General features: G+C 46.0%; 21 protein-coding genes. 8 read left to right on the top strand and 13 right to left on the bottom strand.

Annotated features, from left to right (window positions below):
* Positions 1–61 precede the first annotated feature (61 nt).
* From K4039_RS00770 to K4039_RS00760, 3 genes are all read right to left on the bottom strand, one after another.
* Positions 62–2,218 (bottom strand): iron uptake porin, encoded by a 2,157-nt coding sequence (locus tag K4039_RS00770; protein WP_265233202.1) that lies wholly within the window; start codon positions 2,216–2,218, stop codon positions 62–64.
* 57 nt (positions 2,219–2,275) lie between these two features.
* On the bottom strand, positions 2,276–2,506 hold the full coding sequence (locus K4039_RS00765; protein ID WP_265233201.1) for a hypothetical protein: 231 nt from the start codon (positions 2,504–2,506) through the stop codon (positions 2,276–2,278).
* A 134-nt stretch (positions 2,507–2,640) separates the two neighbouring features.
* Complete coding sequence (locus tag K4039_RS00760) at positions 2,641–3,921, bottom strand: MFS transporter (protein WP_265233200.1); 1,281 nt, start codon at positions 3,919–3,921, stop codon at positions 2,641–2,643.
* Between the two features lie 391 nt (positions 3,922–4,312).
* Between K4039_RS00760 and K4039_RS00755 the strand changes: the two genes are divergently transcribed.
* Positions 4,313–4,816 (top strand): DUF4149 domain-containing protein, encoded by a 504-nt coding sequence (locus tag K4039_RS00755; RefSeq protein WP_265233199.1) that lies wholly within the window; start codon positions 4,313–4,315, stop codon positions 4,814–4,816.
* 118 nt (positions 4,817–4,934) lie between these two features.
* On the opposite strand, the gene K4039_RS00750 is transcribed toward K4039_RS00755, so the two are convergent.
* From K4039_RS00750 to upp, 3 genes are all read right to left on the bottom strand, one after another.
* Positions 4,935–5,228, bottom strand: a complete 294-nt coding sequence (locus tag K4039_RS00750; RefSeq protein WP_265233198.1) for a TMEM165/GDT1 family protein — start codon at positions 5,226–5,228, stop codon at positions 4,935–4,937.
* Between the two features lie 298 nt (positions 5,229–5,526).
* On the bottom strand, positions 5,527–5,994 hold the full coding sequence (locus tag K4039_RS00745) for a TMEM165/GDT1 family protein (RefSeq protein WP_265233197.1): 468 nt from the start codon (positions 5,992–5,994) through the stop codon (positions 5,527–5,529).
* Positions 5,995–6,346: 352 nt separating this feature from the next.
* A complete protein-coding gene (gene upp / locus K4039_RS00740) occupies positions 6,347–6,997 on the bottom strand; it encodes a uracil phosphoribosyltransferase (protein WP_265233280.1) in 651 nt (216 codons plus the stop codon).
* A gap of 310 nt (positions 6,998–7,307) precedes the next feature.
* Here upp and K4039_RS00735 point away from each other — a divergent pair, with 310 nt between their 5' ends.
* Both K4039_RS00735 and crtH read left to right on the top strand, forming a co-directional pair.
* Complete coding sequence (locus tag K4039_RS00735) at positions 7,308–7,526, top strand: hypothetical protein (RefSeq protein ID WP_265233196.1); 219 nt, start codon at positions 7,308–7,310, stop codon at positions 7,524–7,526.
* A gap of 66 nt (positions 7,527–7,592) precedes the next feature.
* Positions 7,593–9,137, top strand: a complete 1,545-nt coding sequence (gene crtH / locus K4039_RS00730; RefSeq protein ID WP_265233195.1) for a carotenoid isomerase — start codon at positions 7,593–7,595, stop codon at positions 9,135–9,137.
* 66 nt (positions 9,138–9,203) lie between these two features.
* Here the strand turns inward: crtH and K4039_RS00725 are convergent, their stop codons facing one another.
* The 3 genes from K4039_RS00725 to K4039_RS00715 all read right to left on the bottom strand — a co-directional run bounded on the left by K4039_RS00725 (position 9,204) and on the right by K4039_RS00715 (position 10,471).
* Positions 9,204–9,440 (bottom strand): type II toxin-antitoxin system RelE/ParE family toxin, encoded by a 237-nt coding sequence (locus K4039_RS00725; RefSeq protein WP_265233194.1) that lies wholly within the window; start codon positions 9,438–9,440, stop codon positions 9,204–9,206.
* 163 nt (positions 9,441–9,603) lie between these two features.
* Positions 9,604–9,867, bottom strand: coding sequence for a type II toxin-antitoxin system Phd/YefM family antitoxin (locus K4039_RS00720; protein ID WP_265233193.1), 264 nt, complete (start codon positions 9,865–9,867; stop codon positions 9,604–9,606).
* A 163-nt stretch (positions 9,868–10,030) separates the two neighbouring features.
* Entirely contained in the window at positions 10,031–10,471 is a 441-nt protein-coding gene (locus K4039_RS00715) for a pentapeptide repeat-containing protein (protein ID WP_265233192.1), read from the bottom strand.
* A gap of 530 nt (positions 10,472–11,001) precedes the next feature.
* On the opposite strand from K4039_RS00715, the gene K4039_RS00710 reads away from it, so the two are divergent.
* Both K4039_RS00710 and K4039_RS00705 read left to right on the top strand, forming a co-directional pair.
* Entirely contained in the window at positions 11,002–14,367 is a 3,366-nt protein-coding gene (locus K4039_RS00710) for an EAL domain-containing protein (protein WP_375339774.1), read from the top strand.
* 4 nt (positions 14,368–14,371) lie between these two features.
* Entirely contained in the window at positions 14,372–14,551 is a 180-nt protein-coding gene (locus tag K4039_RS00705; protein WP_265233190.1) for a hypothetical protein, read from the top strand.
* On the opposite strand, the gene sipA is transcribed toward K4039_RS00705, so the two are convergent.
* Positions 14,538–14,762: a regulatory protein SipA gene (gene sipA / locus K4039_RS00700; RefSeq protein ID WP_265233279.1), complete on the bottom strand. Its 225-nt coding sequence runs from the start codon at positions 14,760–14,762 to the stop codon at positions 14,538–14,540. The two genes, K4039_RS00705 and sipA, sit on opposite strands and share 14 nt — an antisense overlap.
* A gap of 147 nt (positions 14,763–14,909) precedes the next feature.
* On the opposite strand from sipA, the gene rbfA reads away from it, so the two are divergent.
* The 3 genes from rbfA to K4039_RS00685 all read left to right on the top strand — a co-directional run bounded on the left by rbfA (position 14,910) and on the right by K4039_RS00685 (position 17,638).
* Positions 14,910–15,350 (top strand): 30S ribosome-binding factor RbfA, encoded by a 441-nt coding sequence (rbfA, locus tag K4039_RS00695; RefSeq protein WP_265233189.1) that lies wholly within the window; start codon positions 14,910–14,912, stop codon positions 15,348–15,350.
* A gap of 75 nt (positions 15,351–15,425) precedes the next feature.
* Positions 15,426–17,048 carry a glycoside hydrolase family 3 N-terminal domain-containing protein gene (locus tag K4039_RS00690; RefSeq protein WP_265233188.1) on the top strand — a complete coding sequence of 541 codons (1,623 nt, stop codon included), beginning with the start codon at positions 15,426–15,428 and terminating at the stop codon, positions 17,046–17,048.
* A 356-nt stretch (positions 17,049–17,404) separates the two neighbouring features.
* Entirely contained in the window at positions 17,405–17,638 is a 234-nt protein-coding gene (locus tag K4039_RS00685) for a DUF4327 family protein (RefSeq protein ID WP_265233187.1), read from the top strand.
* A 73-nt stretch (positions 17,639–17,711) separates the two neighbouring features.
* Here the strand turns inward: K4039_RS00685 and K4039_RS00680 are convergent, their stop codons facing one another.
* The 3 genes from K4039_RS00680 to K4039_RS00670 all read right to left on the bottom strand — a co-directional run bounded on the left by K4039_RS00680 (position 17,712) and on the right by K4039_RS00670 (position 19,496).
* The gene (locus K4039_RS00680; protein ID WP_265233186.1) at positions 17,712–18,119 is read right to left on the bottom strand and encodes a hypothetical protein; all 408 of its coding nucleotides are present in this window, start codon (positions 18,117–18,119) and stop codon (positions 17,712–17,714) included.
* Complete coding sequence (locus K4039_RS00675; RefSeq protein WP_265233185.1) at positions 18,116–18,280, bottom strand: hypothetical protein; 165 nt, start codon at positions 18,278–18,280, stop codon at positions 18,116–18,118. The genes K4039_RS00680 and K4039_RS00675 overlap by 4 nt, the downstream gene beginning before the upstream one ends.
* An 82-nt stretch (positions 18,281–18,362) precedes the next feature.
* On the bottom strand, positions 18,363–19,496 hold the full coding sequence (locus K4039_RS00670; protein ID WP_265233184.1) for an ABC transporter ATP-binding protein: 1,134 nt from the start codon (positions 19,494–19,496) through the stop codon (positions 18,363–18,365).
* Between the last annotated feature and the right edge of the window lie 6 nt (positions 19,497–19,502).

The raw sequence follows: 19,502 nt of genomic DNA, 5'->3' as shown, positions 1-19,502 counted from the left end.
TCACAAATAAGCTGAACAAACCCGCCCCCGCCCCACGCAAAGGCTATATTATCGCCACTTATTAGAAAGTAAAAGTAGTGCGAAGAACACCCACCCCTACAGTGTCATTATCCTTAGTACCTTCAGGATTGAACAACACAAAAGCCCCCGGTGTAATGCTGATATTATCGTTAACTTTGAAACGATAATAAGCCTCCAAATGGTAAGGAGTTGCTTTGTTAGCCTGGAAACGAGCACCGCCACTTACCGAATCGCGATCCAAAGGCTGTCCAAACAGAATACCTGCATTATTTCCTGATTTGAACAAATCTCGGAAATGTAAACCAAACATCCAACTGTTGAAAGTTGTAGAAGCATTGCTTCTTTCAGCATCAGCAATTATCCAAGCTCCATAGGTAGAAACAGCAACTTTCGGAGAAAGCCGCCAGGTTGCAGTACCGCCAAAGGAATTCATCCTCACGCCACCGTTAACAGGTTCTCTATCTCTTCCCAAAATCGAGCCCAAATCCGCATCAGATAATCCTGTAGCCAGAATATTCAATTGGTGGCGGCTGTAAGCGTAATTCAAACCAATGTCAATACTGCTAGTTGGTTTAATCGTTAACTGCGCCGCAGCAATTGTACTTCCCTCAAATAAACCAGCCCCCAACGGAGTAGCTGGAAAGCCTAAATCGTTAGGCAAAGCAGCATTTACACTGCCGTACAAAGCCGTAAGATTGAGCTTTTTAGAAACGTTCCAGATAAACCCGCCTGCCGATGCCAAACCGCTGCCAGAAGTGCCGCCGGATACGCGCACTACAGGGTTGTAACCTCCAAACCTAGAAATAGCTTCTTGCCCTTCTCCTGCAAAAGGAGTGATTGCTTGAAAAGCATCGGAAGTTTCCGCCTTCGGGCCAGCAAATAAAGTAATGCTGTTAGAAACTGGAAAGACGTAAAGCAGTTTATAAAGTTCAACTGTGTTAGCGCCAACGCTAGATAAATTCTGAGGGTTGATTCCGGGAAATTGCGGCTCAAAACTCAGCCTTGCTTGACTGTCAGATAAACCGCTAAATGCTCCCGTTGACAAACCCAAATCTGGCCCAAAGCTGCGAATGTTGTAAGCTTGCAAGCCTGTGATTAATGTGTCTTTGCCGGTGAAACTGGTAAGCAGATTCAAGCGCACTCGGTAATTGAAGACTGTCTGAGTATCGCTGTTATTGTTTTTGGTAGTGTCAGCCACACTAAAAATGGCTTCGCCGCTGAGTTTAGTTGTTGTCGAAAATTGATTTGCTTCTAATTCGGCGGTGCGGGATTCTAAAGCATCGACTCTACCGCGCAAAGTTGCTAATTCTGCCGCAAATTCTTCTTGCAATCTTTGCAATGTAGTTAAGTCTTCTTTTGTCGCTAAATTTCCAGTACCTGCTTTAATTAGCTCTGTTACCTTATCCAAGCAAGCGTTTAAACCGGCGGCGAATTCGTAGCGAGTCATTGCCCGATTGCCTCGGAATGTGCCGTCTGGATATCCCGCTATGCAGCCGTATCTTTCTACGAGAGATTGTAAGGCTTGAAATGCCCAATCTGTCGGGCGCACGTCGGAGAGTTGTGAGACAGATGTTACTTGTTCGAGTTCGGTAGATTCGGGAGTTTGGCTGTTGGTTGGTGCGGGCTCTAAGGAAGCGCTGTTTTCGATTTCAGCTAACTTTTCTAAAGTAGGTGTTTGTGTTTGAGCAATGGCTGGTGCCGGGCTTGGGGCGGGAATCGCCGATGTTGTTTCTGCGATTTCGGCTGGTGCCGGGTTTGGGGCGGGAATCTCAGATGTGGTTTCTGTGACTTCGGCTGGTGTCTGCGGGTTTTCGGCTGGAATCGCAGATGTTGTGTCTGCGATTTCGGCTGGGGCTTGGTTGGCTGGTTTTTCGGCTGAGTTTAATGAGTTTTTTGGGGGATTTTCTGCGGTTAATGCTGCTGTTTCGGGCTGATTGAGGTTGGCGAGGCGATCGTCTGTTGAGGTGGTACTATCAACTGGTGGCTCCTCGATTTGTTTGAATTCTGATGTTTCAGGGATTTTGAGCGGATTTTCAACAGTTGTATTCAGGCTAATTTTATCATCTGACTCTTTTAAGTCTTGAGTGCTTAATGTTTCTTGATCTGCAACCGGTGGCATGGCTGCCAATGGTAAAGAAGCGACAAGTAGATACAGTAAACCTGCTCCGCCGGCACTAAATAGTAAATGTGTTTTCACTGCGACTCCTCACAAAGAAATTCTAAAATTGCTAGTAGCTTTCTAGCGATTGTAAATCTATTCGGCAGCCAAAATCACAATTTTTAAGTTCATAACTTTTGGATTTTTTATATCTTTAATAAGCTCTGTAAGAGATGACGCAAAAATGGTGTCGCTGTGTTCTTGGTAGGTGTCAGGTGCGCCGAAGTACCATACAGATAGACTGTGTACGGAGGCGACTTTGTATAAAATAATTGCCTTAGTTTGCGGAGGCAGGGGCGACGATCGCTCTACCGGGTTTTTCGGCACAATATTTGCTTAAAACTTTCTATTTTGGTTCCAAAATCCGGTTTTTTGGTTCGGGTATGTGTGCCAAAAATGCCGATCGCAGTTTTAGGGCGATCGGCATTTTTGGCAATTTCTTTATTTGTCTAGTTTACATATCACAAAAGTTGTTTCTTTGCAATAATTTTTGCTTTCAACATTGGATCGAGCTTTTGCAAAATTGCGATCGCCACTATCACGCTAACAGCCAAACCCAACCAAAAATTATCCGCCCCCAATTTACCCTGATCCAAGGCGAAACCGCCCAGCGGCGGCCCGATTAAATAGCCGATCGCCCAACACTGAGAATTAAGCGCCAAATACACCCCCCGCAAAGAATCCGGCGCTAAATCTACCACCAAAGCCGAAGCAAAAGGCGTATAAGCAACTGTCGCTAAGGACAAAAAGCTCAAGCCTAAAACAGCTAAAAATAGATTGCCAGTTGCTGCCATTCCCGTCAAGCCGATCGCGATAAATCCGATTCCCCACAGCAGCGCCGAAATCATCAAAGCTTTCGGATGGGAAAACCGCCTCAAAGCCTTAACAATCGGCATTTGCAAAGCCACAGTTAAAAATGTGCTAAAAGCAAACAAAACGGTAATTGTACCCGTAGAAAAGCCCATTTCCGATGTCCCCACCGGCACAAACTTACTAAAATACAGCGGCATCGTGGTTTGAATTTGGGAAATGTAGAGAGTGAACAAAATATTTACCGAGGCATATACTAGCAAAGTGCGATCGTTCAACGCCACCATCCAGCCATTTTTCAGATTTTTTGGACTTGCATCTGTTGCAGTAGAAGGTTTGTAGGTTTCTGAAATTGCGCTCCAAACCACCGCAAACAACACTATAAACGAGATACCGTCGATAATAAAGAGCGATCGATAATTTCCCGTCACCGCAATCAAAACACCGCCAAAAATAATCCCAACTTGTAAACCCAAATTATCAGCAAGCCGCGTCAAAGCAAAAGCCTCTTGTCGCCGATCGCCCTCCGTTAAATCCGCCACCATTGTCTCGGTTGGAGGCCAATACAAACCTACGCCAAAACCCATCAGTACATTTCCTGCAACTAAACCTGCAAAATCATTAGTTGCCGCCAGCACAAAAGAAGCGACAGCCGCAATCATTGTCGCCAGCAATAAAGTTCGCCGCCTTCCCCAAAATTTAGAATCGCAAAAAGAACCGCCCAAAACGCGGCCGAATATTCCCGCAATTGAACCGATACCCAAACCGATACCAACAGCAGTTGCAGATAAACCGACGCGATCGACAAAAAAGATCGGCGCGTAAAATAAAGTAAAACCGGTGCCGCTTTGCGAGAGGAATCTGCCTGCGGCGAGAATCCAGACTTGAGTGGGGAGACGGGGAAGCCAAGAGGATAGTTGAAATTTAGGCATTATTATTTATAAGAGTCAGGAATAGTCGGCGGTTGAAACCGCGCCTAGACAAACGATGTCTGCCTCCGCAGACTTAAGAATTAAGTTGGTAGGGTGCGTCAGCTTTTAGCCGTTAATTATCGATCGCACAATTCGCTGCTGACGCACCTTACAATTTTATAGAACTAATAAAAAATAGACTTTGCGGTTGTTTAGTTCCTCGCAATGACATAAATAATGCGATCGCCAGAACTTTTAAACTGTTCGATCGTGCGATCGCCAGCCAGCTTAACAATACTTCTCAGTCAGTTACACAAAAGTTACCATTAATTTAAAAATACTTAACACGATTTTCGGAAAAAGTTAGTTAAGCTCTAGGAAAGGCAGAAAAAAATTTAGTGGGTTTAATTATATGACAGCTATTACATCAAGAGTGGAATCAATCAGACCTCGCTGGCAAGCAATTGTCATGGTAGCCTTAATTTTTTGGCTCAGCGGTAGCCTGATTATCGACCTAGTAATTATGCCTAGCCTGTTTGTATCGGGGATGATGACATCTCCCGAATTTGTCACAGCCGGAAACTTAATGTTTTGGGGATTCAACCGCGTTGAATTAATTTGTTCGGGCGTGATAGCAACCGGTTTAATGGTTTTGAGCAATTTATTCGGCGATTTCGGCAAGCGCAGCCGCACAGCAATCATATTATCATTGGTACTTCTGGCGATCGCCCTGATTGACACCTACAACCTCACACCTCAAATGAGCGCCCTGGGAATGCAGCTAAATCTGTTCGACTCCGCAGCAGAAGTTCCCGCCGGGATGAATTTACTCCACCAAGGATATTTTGTCTTAGAAGCCATCAAGTTGGCTGTAGGCGCTACCCTCCTCGGCTGGTGCTACCAAAACCAAGTTTAATCGACACAATTCTCAGAGGTTGAGTTGAGAAAAAACTCAAAAATTAGCGGCGGGCGTGAATTCACACTCGCCGTTAATTTTTGGGAATTTTAGCCATCTTGATATATTTCAGTCAATCCTACTCGGAAGCTTCAGCCTCATCAGATTTTGGCCACAGCAACCGCAAGCCCATCACCGCAAATCCGATCGCCGCGATCGTCTTTACCAATCGCTCTGGTAACACCTCCGCCGTGCCTTGTCCAACCAAAACGCCAATTAAGCTAGCTAACAACAGCGCCGACGCAGTGCCAAAAAATACAGCCCTGGGCGAGTTAGAACTGCTACCAAGGGCGATCGCAGCTAATTGACTTTTGTCACCCAATTCTGACAAAAACACCGTCATAAAAGTTATTCCTAAAAGTTGCCAATCCATGTTTATTTTTTAGTTATAAATTTGTAGGGCGCACAACGCGCACCGGTTGAATTTGTAGGCTTACCCACAGGCTCCCAGAAACCCGGTTTCTTTCGACTTACCCCCACGTCATCAGTCATATCGTTTCCGGTAAATTGACAACAATAATATTGGTTCGTAGCGCGTCCTGGTGTCCGCTCCCGGATTGCGGACTAAAGTCCGCACTACGAACCATTTTTGTTGTGGTAATCGACCTGACATCATATAATTACCAACTCTTCAATTCTTCAATTCTTCAATTCTTCAATTCTTCAATCGTTTAGCGCAGCACTTCCCACAGCAAAGCCGCCGCAATCGCCAGCAAAATCACCCCTGCACCTCTCTCCAAAGTTTTCGGAGCAATCCGACTAGCCATCCACCTTCCCAGCACAACCCCCAGCAAACTGGTTGCTATCAAAGCTGAACCCGCACCCGCAAACACAATCCAAGGATTCCGAGATTCAGCCGTCATTAGCAAAATCGCGAGCTGAGTTTTGTCTCCAATTTCCGCCAAAAAAATAGTTACAAACGTCGAAGCAAAAATTGCCCAGTGCTTAGGCTTCAGTTCTTTTTCTTCCTGACAAATATCGGCATTTGTACTCACTGAGAGTTCAACCTGCTCCGGGGTTAAAGCAGCACAACTCTTAGAAGCCTCTATTATTTGTGTTTGTATGTGTTGCGGCAAATCGGAATTGGGGGTTGGTGAGTCAGAAGCAGACAAGCTTGGCGGTAAAGAATCAAGTTTCACGGGCAATGAGTGCTAAACGCTATTTATTTTTGACTTCTAGTTTTAATCTTAACTTTCTCTGTGCCTGATTTTACTTGCGACCTGGTAATCTTTTTTACCGGAGTTTCCAGAAACTGATTCCCGAAACCACTCACCGCGCCCAAATACTGACAAATCGAACCAGACAATTTTAGATTTTAGATTTTAGATTTTAGATTGGGGATGATTCACTGGATATGAGTTTGACACTTCCCTACAGTTGTACGATTTGGGAAAAATGGTACAACCGCGAGATTTATCTGTGGAATCAATTTTTCAATCTTCAATCCAAAATCTTTAATCCAAAATCTTCAATCCAAAATCTAAAATTGTATTAAGTGCCGTAAGTACGATCGCCCGCATCACCCAAACCAGGTACAATAAAACCCTGTTCGTTGACTGTTTCGTCGATCGTCGCCGTGTAAATAATCAAACTCGGGTACTCTGCACTCAGCATCTTCAAAGCTGGAGGAGCAACCACCACAGAAATAATCCGAATCAAACTCGGATCAATTCCCCGCGAAGTCAACTCCTGCATAGTCGCCACAATCGTCCCACCAGTCGCCAGCATTGGCTCGCTAATTATCACCCGCGTTTCCGGGTTAAACTGCGCCGGCAATTTATTCAGATAACAACTCGGTTTCAGCGTCTCCTCATTCCTCACCATCCCCAGATGGTAAATCGAAGCCAGCGGCACCACAGTCTGAATTCCTTCCAGCAGCGACAAACCCGCCCGCAAAATCGGTACCACAACTAACGGAGCTTCGGGGTTGATAAACGTCGCCGGACATTGGGCCAAAGGTGTCTGTACCGTTGTCTCCACAGTCGGGAGCCACTCTCGAATTGCCTCGTAGGCCAGCCACCTTCCCAATTCTGTCATCGCAGAACGAAAAAGTACCGATGGGGTGCTAACGTCGCGGGCGACAGCCAGCCAGTGTTTAATTAACGGATGTGGAGGAACGTAAACGCGCAGTTGCAGGGACATGAGGAAATTGCCGAGATTGCTAGGTTTGAGGGATTTGATGCACAGAGCGATCGTTTTTGTTGTAGCCCCCCTAGGGGCGGGATTCGCTAACGATCGCTCTGTGCAACTTATCACAATCTTTAATCGAAAATCTAAAATCCCAAATGGTATCACTACCTTGGTTTGCCAACCTCAAGACCAGCTTATTGAAATTCTTTGCCAATAGTATTGACATTAGTTGGCAACAAGGCTATATTCATTTTAGTGTTCTCCTCTCAAAGGATCGGCAGACGGGGGCAGTCGGCAATGGTAGACTGCTCTCGCATTTTTTTTGAAGCCAGAAGCTTTCCGAAGGAAGAAGGAAGAAGGAAGAAGGAAGAGGGAAGAGGGAAGAAGGAAGAAGGAAGAGGGAAGAGGGAAGAAGGAAGAAGGAAGAGGGAAGAGGGAAGAAGGAAGAAGGAAGAGGGAAGAAGGAAGAAGGAAGAGGGAAGAAGGCATCCGAAGGAAGAATTTAGAACAGGCTGACGCACCAGAGGCAGAAGGAAAATGACAGAGGCAAGAGTTCAGGAAGGGCGATCGACTGTAATATTATAAAAATATTAAGATTTTTAACCTAATGTCAGCTCCTACCCAATCCCAGTTATTTTCTCCTAACTCCGGCCCTACAGAGCAAGAGTTTGATGTGATAGTCATCGGTTCCGGCATTGGCGGACTCGTGACAGCAACCCAGCTAGCAGCCAAGAAAGTCAAAGTTTTAGTGCTCGAAAGCTACACAATTCCCGGCGGTAGCGCTGGATATTTCGATCGAGAAGGCTACAGATTTGATGTCGGAGCCTCCATGATATTTGGATTCGGACAGCGCGGCACCACAAACCTCCTCACCCGCGCCCTCAAAGCAGTCAACGTCACCCTAGAAACAATTCCCGACCCCGTACAGCTTCACTATCACCTACCCGACGGCTTGGATTTGGAAGTTCCCCAGCCTTATGACAAATACTTGCAAGAATTAACCGACAGATTCCCCCACGAACGTCAAGGAATCCAGAAATTTTACGGCGAATGCTGGAACGTCTTCAATTGCCTCAACGGCATGGAATTGCTATCCCTAGAAGAACCCGGATATCTGGTGCGAGTATTCTTTCAAAATCCTTTAGCTTGTTTGGGATTAGTAAAATATTTACCTCAAAATACTGGCGACATTGCGCGGCGCTACATAAAAGACCCGACTTTACTGAAATTTATCGACATGGAATGCTACTACTGGTCTGTAGTACCCGCAGACTTAACACCGATGATTAACGCCGGAATGGTATTTTCCGACAGACATTACGGTGGCATAAATTATCCCAAAGGCGGAGTCGGTCAAATTGCCCAAAAATTAGTCGAAGGATTAGAAAAATGTGGCGGGAAAATTCAATACAAAGCTAAAGCAAAAAAAATTATCACAGAAAACGGCCGCGCTGTCGGAGTCGAACTGACAACCGGCGAAGTTTACCGCGCTAAGCGAATAGTTTCTAACGCCACGCGCTGGGATACTTTTGAAAAATTACTGCCCGCAGCAGAGATGCCAGCTAGCGAGAAGAAATGGCAGCAGCGCTATCAAAAAGCACCCAGTTTCCTGAGTTTACATTTGGGAGTGGAAGCAAGCGTAATCCCTGCTGGTACTGCCTGTCACCATATTTTATTAGAAGCTTGGGACAAAATGGAAGCGCCGGAGGGAACTATTTTAGTCTCAATTCCGACCGTGCTAGACCCGGATTTAGCTCCGACAGGATATCACATCGTTCACGCTTTTACTTCGAGTTGGATGGATGAGTGGGAAGGACTTTCGGCGCAGGAATACGAGGAGAAAAAAGAAGAGGCTGCAGGGAGAATTATTGACAGATTAGAAACAATTTTCCCCGGTTTAGATGCTGGTTTGGATTATATGGAAGTGGGGACTGCGCGTTCTCACCGCCGCTTTTTGGGCCGCGAAGACGGAACTTACGGGCCGATTCCGCGACAAAAGTTAATGGGTTTGTTGGGAATGCCGTTTAATCGAACTTCTATGCCTGGTTTGTATTGTGTGGGCGATAGTACGTTTCCGGGACAAGGTTTAAATGCGGTGGCGTTTTCTGGCTTTGCGTGCGCGCACCGAATTGCTGTGGATTTAGGGTTCTAGGAGGAATGTGGCAACACAGGTTGCCCCATTTCTAACTCAGGACTTATGGATTGGGAGGTAATTCTGTCAAATATCTGACAGTTTTTCTCGGATAGAGTAAATGTCTTTTTTGTCACCATCTTTACGTCTCCCTAGTCCTACAACAACAACCATAACTCGCTCTTGCTCGACTTTGTAAACAATGCGATAGCGCTGTCCAACGGCTCGGATACTGCGAAATCCAGATAAGTTGTCAACAAGCGCTTTGCCTTGCTTCTCTGGTTCAATTTTGAGTTTATCGATGCGATCGCGCAGTTTCTCCATAAGTTGTCAACAAGCGCTTTGCCTTGCTTCTCTGGTTCAATTTTGAGTTTATCGATGCGATCGCGCAGTTTCTCCTGTTCTCGTCTATCTTTGACTTCCGCCAACATTTCCAGCGCCAACGGCGTAAGTTGGATTTCGTATTCGATTGAATTTGCTTCGCCTTTCATAGTCCCAGTTTTGCCTTAGCATTTTCCCAGGAAATAGTTTTGCCTTCGTCTGATTGGGTGATGCTTTGGCGAAGTTTGGTAACGAATTCAATATCGGTGAGAATATCCAAGGTTTCGAGGAGTTCAGTCAAATAGTTGTAGCTGATTGCCGCCATAACGGGAACACCGTCTTGAGTGATCACGATCGGCTGATCGGTAAGTTCTTGAAGTAGGTTGGGAAGCTGCTGCTGTGCTTGGGCAATGGTGAGTCGTTTGGACATGGCTGTATTGTACAACTTGAATTAATATTATGAGAATTAAAGCAATACTAATTTTAATTTAGCACCTGGGTTCAAATACGAAGTATCAACTAAAAACCCGGTTTCTGGGGAGAAACCGGGTTTTTTAACTGAAAAAGGGTGTTTTGCATTCTTTAAAAAGAGTTTACTGGTCGTAGCTGCCGCCGACACCGATTTTGGTATTGTAGATTTTGGCATCAGTAATAGTCATATCTTCCATTGATGCGCCGGATACGTCGGCCGTGTTGATGATGGCTGCGGTCAGATTTGCCCGATCGAGGTCTGCGTCATTTAAACTGGCGTTAGTCAGGAAAACTGCCGTTAAGTTAGCACCAGTCAAGTTAGCCCCCGTCAAGTCAGCACCTTCGAGGTTAGCGCGATAGAGGTTGGCACCTTTCAAATTTGCTTCTCTCAAATCTGCACCAATTAAATGAGCCCCGGTCAAATCTGCTCCAGACAAGTCGCACTGAAAACATTGCCCGGTTGAGAGTAACTGCTTGACTTGAGCCGGATTTTCGGCACGAGCCGGGCCTGCGAACAGTAAAGGAGCAATTAAAAGAGTAGCTGTTAATAGATGGCGTTTCATATTTTTTTCCTCTGCCTATTATGTGTTTAAGTTCTACTGTTTATATCTACAATTTTACCACGGTTGTTTTCCTAGCTTGCAATCGATATCACATATCTACTGTGATATCGATTGCCCCTGACAGCGCACAGATGGTTTCCAAAAGCTCGCAAAATTTAATGTCGCAAAACTTAACAATGCCAAAGTTTAAGACAGTGCTTTTTTGTAGTAACATCTTCTATATTAGCTAAAATTGCCCGCCGATGTGTCTTTCTAAAGAAGGATCTAATTGACAACGCGATCGATAGTTTTAGCAGGTAGCTCGATCGCAAAAAATTCAAAACGAATACACTATTTTTAATAAAAGTGTCACGAGACCGAAAATTTAACTTAAAATAAAGATCGGCTTATAACTTTATAGGTAGAGCGAGAGCCGTCACTGGCCAGATCCCCAACCAAAGATCGGGTGCATTTTTAACAATAAATTTTAATTATGTCTCAGCAGCGCTGTAAAAATCCACATATTGCTTGGAAAGCAGCGCTTTTTGGGAATTTCGCAGAGTCAGCGCGATCGCAAAAATCAATTCAATATGCTCAAAAATGATTCCTCCAAGTATCTGCCGACTTTAGATCAAGTAATTGATTGCTCCCCCTTGACAGTTGCGCCCGATACCCCACTAGCAGAAGTAATTACCCTGATGGGCCAACGGCGCGGAAGTTGCCCTCTCAACCCAGACATTTCACCAACCGATATCTACCAACAACTAACAGAAATCGCAAATCCGGTAACCTCAAGCCCAGTTAGAGATGCTAGAGGTATCTGCGTCTTTGTTGTGGAATCATCTATCGAAAAATCAGACCCGCAATCTGCTCAAAATTCTCAATTGCAAGGAATTTTCACCGAGAGGGATCTCGTCGATTTGATTGCATCGGGCAAAAAATTAAAAAATGTTACGATCGCAGAAGTTATGCGACAGCCGACGGCAACGCTGACAAATGGTGAAGATAGAGACATTTTTAGCGCCCTAATTCTGCTCAGCCAACACAGAATTCACCACCTGCCAGTATTGGATCGCAGCGGTCAACTCCTAGGAGTAATTACCCCGGAAAGCATTCGCCTAGCAATGGTGCAACCGGCAAATATCTTAAAAATGCACAGCGTCAAAGAAGTAATGACCGCAGAAGTCATTCAAGCGCCTCGCTCAGCGTCTGTTCTGAGTTTAGCTGAGTTGATGGCGCAGCACCGCGTTAGCTGCGTCGTAATTACAGCATCAACAGAATTATCGATGAATTTGCCGTTCCCAATTCCAGTAGGTATAGTCACAGAACGGGATATTGTGGAATTTCAAGCTTTAGATATAGATTTGTCGCAGACGATCGCCCAAACTGTGATGAGTAGCCCCTTATTTAGTCTCAAGCCAGAAGACTCGCTGTGGGTAGCTCATCAGGAAATGCAGCAGCGTTTAGTCCGCAGGTTGGTAGTAACCGGGGAACGCGGAGAACTGTTGGGAATAGTTACTCAAAGCAGTTTGCTGCGCGTACTTGACCCGATGGAAATGTCCGGGGCGATCGACATTTTACACGCAAATGTTCAAGAACAGACTAGCGAATTGCAAAAAGCGATCGCAACCCTCAGCTTGACTAACGCCAGACTAGAAAGCGAAATCGCTACCCGCAAGCAGGCAGAGGTGCGGCTGCAACTATTAGAATCTGCCGTAGTTAATGCTAACGATGCGATCGTAATTATGGATGCCGGAGACAGCGAGATCTCTGATCCCAGCATCATCTACGCCAACGAAGCTTTTACCCAAATGACGGGCTACCTACCCGCAGAAATCATCGGACAAACCCCCAGTTGCTTGCGCGGCCCGGAAAGCAACGCGGCTCAAGTTGCCAAAATTCGCCGCGCTTTCTCTCGCCGAACACCCTTGCGCCTGGAATTGATCAACTACCGCAAAGACGGTTCAACTTATTGGGTGGAACTCAACAGCGTCCCTGTTGCTGACGAGTTCGGGAACCTCACGCACTGGGTGTCTGTGCAGCGGGATATTAGCGATCGCAAGCGCATGGAACAAGCCTTTTTTGATGAAAAAGAACTCGCTCAGGTTACTCTACAATCGATCGGCGATGCAGTCATCACTACTGACAGCGACGGCTGTATTTCTACCCTCAATCCAGTTGCCGAAAAACTCACGGGTTGGTCAACCTCGGAAGCTAAAGGTTTGCCCCTCGCCAGTGTGCTGAGAATAGTTGACGAAACTACCCGGATACCGATCGAAAATATCGCCCAAATCGCTTTGTACGAAGGTCGAATTGTTGACCAAGGACACAACAGTTTACTGATTGCCCGCCACAATCGCGAATTTGCGATCGACCACTGCGTTGCCCCCATCCACGCCAGCAACGGCACAATTGTCGGGGCAGTCGTTGTGTTCCGAGATGTCACCCAAGTGCGAACTCAAGCTCGGCAACTCACCTGGCAGGCAACTCACGACCCCCTGACGCAATTGGTCAACCGCCGTGAATTTGAGTACCAGCTAGAACACGCCCTACACAGCGCTCAAGGTTACGGCCAAGAACACGTTTTACTTTACCTGGATCTCGATCGCTTCAAAATAGTTAACGACACGAACGGTCACATTGCAGGGGACGAACTGCTGCGCCAAGTCAGCCTGCTATTTAAAAGCAATATCCGCAAAACCGATATTTTAGCGCGTCTGGGCGGTGATGAATTTGCCGTACTCCTGTACCAGTGTCTACCTGAAAAGGGCTTAGAGGTTGCAAAATTGCTGCTAGAAAGCATTCAGGAATTCCGGTTTGGGTGGCAGGACAAAACTTTTTCGATCGGCGTTAGTATCGGTTTGGTGGCAATTAATCCCAAAACAGCATCGACATCTGGGGTGTTGAGCGCGGCCGATATTGCCTGCTATGCTGCTAAAAATAAAGGCCGCAATCGGGTGCAGGTTTATCAAGCGGGCGATCGAGAATTAATCAAACAGCGCGACGAAACTCAGTGGGTAGTACAAATTAATCAAGCTTTAGAAGAGAATCGCTTTCGTTTGTATTTTCAGCCGATCGTACATTTGCTCAACTCTCCCACCACCGGCACCCACGGCGAAATCCTGCTCCGCCTCCAGCTTGCAAACGGTCAGTTGGTGTCGCCGATGGCATTTATCCCCGCGGCTGAACGCTACAACTTGATGCACGCGATCGATCGCTGGGTAATTCGCACTTTATTTAGCAATTTATCTCAAACTTTCACGGCAAATCTCTTAGTCCAAAACCCCGGAGAAGAAAGCGATAAAATAGTAACCTTGCCTACTTGCTGCTCCTTGTCTAATTCACAATCTTCATTTGACAAATATCGCAGCCTTTATTCAATCAACCTTTCTGGGGATAGCATTAACGAAGAAAAATTCATCGACTTTATTCAAGAGCAGTTTTCTATCTATCAAATACCGCCGGAAATAATTTGTTTTGAAATTACCGAAACCGTGGCGATCGCGAATCTCAGCAAAGCAGCCAGCTTAATTTGGAAACTCAAGGAACTCGGCTGCCAGTTTGCCTTGGACGACTTCGGCAGCGGGATGTCTTCTTTTGCTTACTTGAAAAACTTGCCTGTTGATTATATCAAAATAGATGGCAATTTTATTAAGCATCTGGCAGAGAATCCTATTGATATTGTCATGGTGGAAGCTATAACTAAAATTGCTCACGTCATGGGAATTAAAACTATTGCCGAGTATGTAGAAAGTCAAGCAGTTATGGATAAACTTAAGGAGCTTGGGGTAGATTACGCTCAAGGTTATTTTTTGGGAAAGCCTCAACGTTGTAATTTATGCTCTCCTATTGCAGAGGAAGTTTTGGGAGAATTTTCGGTTGATTCTTTGGCTTTTAAGGGCAAGTTAGCTTGTTGAAGAGTTGACAGTTGACCGAAGGAAGAGGGAAGAAGGAAGAAGGAAGAAGGAAGAGGGAAGAGGGAAGAAGGAAGAAGGAAGAAGGAAGAGGGAAGAGGGAGAATTGCCCAACTGCCAACTAACAACTAACAACTGCCAACTGCCAACTGTCAACTGTCAACTGTCAACTGTCAACTGTCAATAGCAGCTTCGATGTACTGACTGTCTAAGAGAAAAGCACCTTTTTCAAAGCGAATGCCCCAATAATTGCCGGGACGCCGATCGAGTACAATACCCTCAGCGCCGATCGCAATTACATTCGCAGGCCGCAGCATCGGCATCGGTTCGGCAGTTTTGACGAAAGGCGGCATCGCCACAACTCGGACTTTTTGACCGATTGTAAATTCTTTTTCCATAGTTTTTATGCTTTTATTGGCGATCGTGGCACGGCTAGCGTCGCCAAAATTCATTGTGGCGCACTTTGGCAGAACTTCCCCCTACAGCTTTGTGTCACACTAATAATTGATAGAAAATGGCTGATCTGAAAGTAGGGGATAGTTGATATGGCTACAAATCGTCGCATTGAGCGTGTAGCTTCAATGATTAAGCGGGAAGTCAGCCTGATGTTGCTGAATGGAATCAAGGACGATCGCGTAGGTGCGGGTATGGTTAGCGTTACCGATGTAATTGTTTCGGGAGACCTTCAGCATACAAAGGTTTTTGTCAGTATCTACGGTACTGATGAGGCGAAAGCCGAGACTATGGAGGGTTTGAAATCAGCAACTAGCTATGTCCGTAACCAGTTGGGCCAACGGGTGCAACTGCGCCGCACGCCGGAAGTGATATTTCTCGAAGACCGTTCTTTGGAACGCGGTGATAAAATGCTGACACTGTTAAATCAGCTTTCTATCGATCGCAAACCAGGTATGTTTGATGACGAAGAATTGACGGGTGATGGCGAAAAATTGACCAATGATGATGATGATGAAGCAGACGAGGATTAATAATTAGCATCTGAAGGCAATCAACAGTCAACAGTCAACAGTCAACAGTCAACAGTCAACAATTCCCACTTACCCATGATTGACAATCTTTCCTTACCCGAACTGGTAGCCCAGATGTTTGTAGTGCGCGCTTCAGGCTACTTGTTCGACCACCAAATTCGCTATCGGGCCTGGGAACCAACGGCCGACAAACTCCGCTATTATCTGGAAAAGTTGGGCGTGGGCGGTGTGATTTTGGTGGGAGGAAGTGCTGCTGAGTTGGCGGTGCGATCGCACCAATTGCAGTCTTGGGCCAAATTTCCGCTACTGCTGGCGGCTGATATTGAGGAAGGTGTCGGCCAGCGGTTCGCCGGGGCGACTTGGTTCGGGCCACCGATGGCTATGGCTGAAATTGCGACGCATGATGCAGGTAAAGCCGATCGATATGCTGAACAAATGGGATCTGTGACTGCGATCGAAGCTAGGGCGATCGGTCTAAATTGGATTCTCGCACCAGTCGTCGATGTTAACAACAATCCCGACAATCCCGTGATTAACGTCCGCGCTTTTGGCGAGACATCGGAAATTGTCGGCAAATTGGCAAGTGCTTTTATTCGCGGCGCTCTTGGGCACCCGGTTTTGACTACAGCTAAGCATTTTCCCGGTCATGGAGATACGGCGGTTGATTCTCACTTGGAATTGCCGGTTTTGCCGCATTCGCCAGCGAGATTGGCTGCTGTTGAGTTGCCGCCTTTTGTTGAGGCGATCGCCGCTGGGGTCGATGCTGTGATGAGCGCCCACTTACTGATTCCGGCTTGGGATGCCGAGTTTCCTGCTACTCTTTCTCGCAAAATTTTGATTGGGAAGCTGCGGGAAGAGTTGGGGTTTGATGGTTTGATCGTGACGGATGCTTTGGTGATGGGTGCGATCGCCAATAAGTATGGTGTTAATGAAGCTGCTGTTTTGGCTGCTGAGGCTGGGGCTGATGTTTTGCTGATGCCACTTGACCCGGAAGCGGCGATTCTGGCTGTCTGCGAAGCTGTGACTCAAGGGCGGATTCCCATATCACAAATCAAGGAATCTGTCAAACGAATCTGGGAAGCTAAAGCTAAAGTCGGTTTGTTAATCAAGGAAAAGGAAAAAGCAGCAGATTCAATGTCGATCGACTCGATCGACTTAAGTTTGCTAGCAAATCCAGAAGCAAGGGCAACGGCTGTCGATATTTTGCGAGATTCTTTGAAATTTGGGGGAAATCTACCTTTAGTCGCGAAAAAGCCCTCAGAAAACCAGGTTTTGCGGAATTTGATTATTGTAGATGATGTTTTGGGTTGCGAGTTTTTGGGCAAACACACTCCGGCGATCGCCCTGCCGGAACAGTTTGGTTACGAATTGCAACTAATTGACGATCGCACAGGCGCGATCGTTGATAATACAGGTGCAGAGCATTTTTCTCCGACACTGCTGCAAATTTTCATTCGCGGTAATTGCTTTCGAGGCAGTGCTGGTTTGACCGAAGCAGCCCAAGATTGGTTTAAGAAATTATTAAGGACGGGAGAACTGCAAGCTGTGTTAATTTACGGCAGTCCCTACGTTTTAGAGCAATTTTTGCCGCACTTGCCTCCGAGTATTCCTTATGTATTTTGTTTCGGGCAGATGCCGATAGCGCAATCTCTCGCTTTAGAATTGCTGTTCGGCATTAACGAAACGGGCAATGCTTGAGCTTTTGGACTCCTGAATCTTTCCTTTGCTTAGTCAGGACTTAAATTGATCAACCTGGTTTCTCGCCAGAAATTTGGCTTTGAGCTGCGCAGCATCCAGAAACCGGAAATCGGGCGCGGACTCCTAAGTCCTGAATAGAGCTTTGCAGCAGCTCAGCCTGTTAGCCTAAAAAATGTACCGCGTCTCAACATCTAAAGAAAGATACGATCGCTTACTCATCATTCTTATAACTTTTTTAAAATTGACCAGTAAATAGTATCTCTGTATACAGAAAAAAATAACTTACATATTGAGAAGTTTGGATTATATTATTAACAGGGCCATAATTTTTTTTAGTAAAACCTTGAGGGCGCATTATGATTCACTCCACTATTCACAAACTTCGCTACTCTTTAGATGTGATTCAAGATGAAGCACGCCACCTCGTACATGAGGGCATCCTGAGCCGACAACAGCCTATCTACACCTTGTGTCAGTTCATCCCGCCTCGAGAATGGGCTTGTGTCGAGGGAGAACTCGAAAAATGTGACTTCTTGCTGCGCGATCGCATCGCCGACCTGATCGGTTCTGAAAACTGGGACAATGACTAAAGTTTTGTTCTGTTAAATAATTTTGCAAGTAAGTTGCAACTAAACTCCGGCTGTATTAAAGATGATCTACTCTTTAATCCTGGGAATTTTCGGAGCGCAAATTTTCCAATTCGGCCCTCAGCGCTGCCATCTGTGCAGTTAATTCTTGAATATCTTTTACGTCTGGTTGTACAACCGAGTCGGGAGGAGTGTCAGTTGCTGTATCCGATTGCCGATGCGAGACGGATGCGTCGCTGTCTGCATTCTCCCTCACGCCCGGTTGAGAGAAAATTGTATCGACAAAATTCCGCGCTTCTCGATCGGTCATTTCTCCTTTTTCCAGCAACTCATCCGCGAGTAGACTCAAATCTGGCTGTCGAAGTTTGTCCAGATTTGCTTCTCGCTTCACGGGATCTTGCAATGTCTCAATTAAAAAGGAAGTTGCACCTAAAGTTAGGTGAAATCCTGTTTGCAGCATTTGAGGCAGGTTGTCGGGATTCATCTAAAAAATGCCGCTAGAACGTTTTTCGGAGTTTTTGGTTCGCGAGTTGCCAAGAGCTGGCGGGCTTGCCACTTCTGGGCGTGAAGATGCGAAGTTGTCGATCGCGATCGCCCCGCTTCCAGAAAAATCAGCCTTTCGGGGGATGCTTTTTTTTCGAGCAATGCTTATTGTATCATTACTTCGCGAATTGAGAAATGTCAAGTGTAAAGTTTTGTAACGAGCGATCGATCTGGGGGCTTCAAATTAAGGATACAGCACCTCTCCGGTGGATGGGTCAAATATAAATAGCCGATCGAAGTCAAGCTGTACCGTCAGTCGATCGCCCGGACGCAAACGAACACCCGCCGGTACTTGTAACTGTACAGTAGTTTCAGCGCTCAACGCAGGCAAACTCGCCCGGATTAAAATTTCTCTCCCCAGAGGTTCCACTACCTTTACCTCCACATCAAGAGGCACTTTTTCTAACGCCCAAACATCAGTTTTAAAATCATCATCTGCTGCTGTTTGAGACGTAAAAATTTCTATATTTTCTGGACGAATGCCCAAATCAAATGCTTGTCCTTCGCTGGGTTGCAATCTTTTTTGAAGCGATGGCGGACAGGATAAAGATTGACTTCCTACCTGAAAAGATTCGTTAGCATAAATGGCGGGCAAAATGTTCATAGCCGGATTGCCTAAAAAAGTCGCAACCATCCGGTTAGCAGGTTTAGCATAAATGCTTTGCGGGTCTCCAATTTGCTGAATTTTCCCCCCATTTAAGACAACAATCTTATCAGCTAAAGTCATCGCTTCCACTTGATCGTGGGTGACATAAACTGTGGTAATTCCTAGTCGTTGATGCAGTTGTTTTAGTTCGGCCCTAGTGTCGTCTCGCAGTTGAGCATCGAGGTTGGAAAGTGGTTCATCTAGTAGGAAAACTTTGGGTTCGCGGGCGATCGCCCTTCCGAGTGCTACCCGCTGCTGTTGTCCGCCTGATAGCTGTTTGGGCTTACGTTTGAGCAGGTGGTCGATCGAGAGCGATCGGGCTACAGTTTCAACTCGTTCTTGAATTTTAGTCGAGTCAACATTCCGCATCCGCAATCCAAAAGCCAAATTTTCTGCGACAGTCATGTGCGGATAAAGCGCGTAATTTTGAAACACCATTGCCACATCCCGCTGTCTCGCCGGAATGTTGTTAACTAAATGATCTCCAATATAAAGATTACCAGAAGTTGCGGTTTCCAAACCTGCAATTGTCCGCATAATTGTAGACTTTCCGCAGCCGGAAGGCCCGACTAATACCCAAAATTCCCCATCCGGGATTTTGAAACTGATGTTTTCGATCGCGGTGACGTTTTGGTAGCGTCTGGTAATATTTTCTAAGCGAACATTTGCCATTTGTAA

It is taken from the genome of Lyngbya sp. CCAP 1446/10 (assembly GCF_026130175.1).
GTDB lineage: Bacteria > Cyanobacteriota > Cyanobacteriia > Cyanobacteriales > Microcoleaceae > Microcoleus.
Note: the sequence above shows the minus strand (reverse complement) of the source record. Positions and strands in the feature narration are given on the sequence as shown.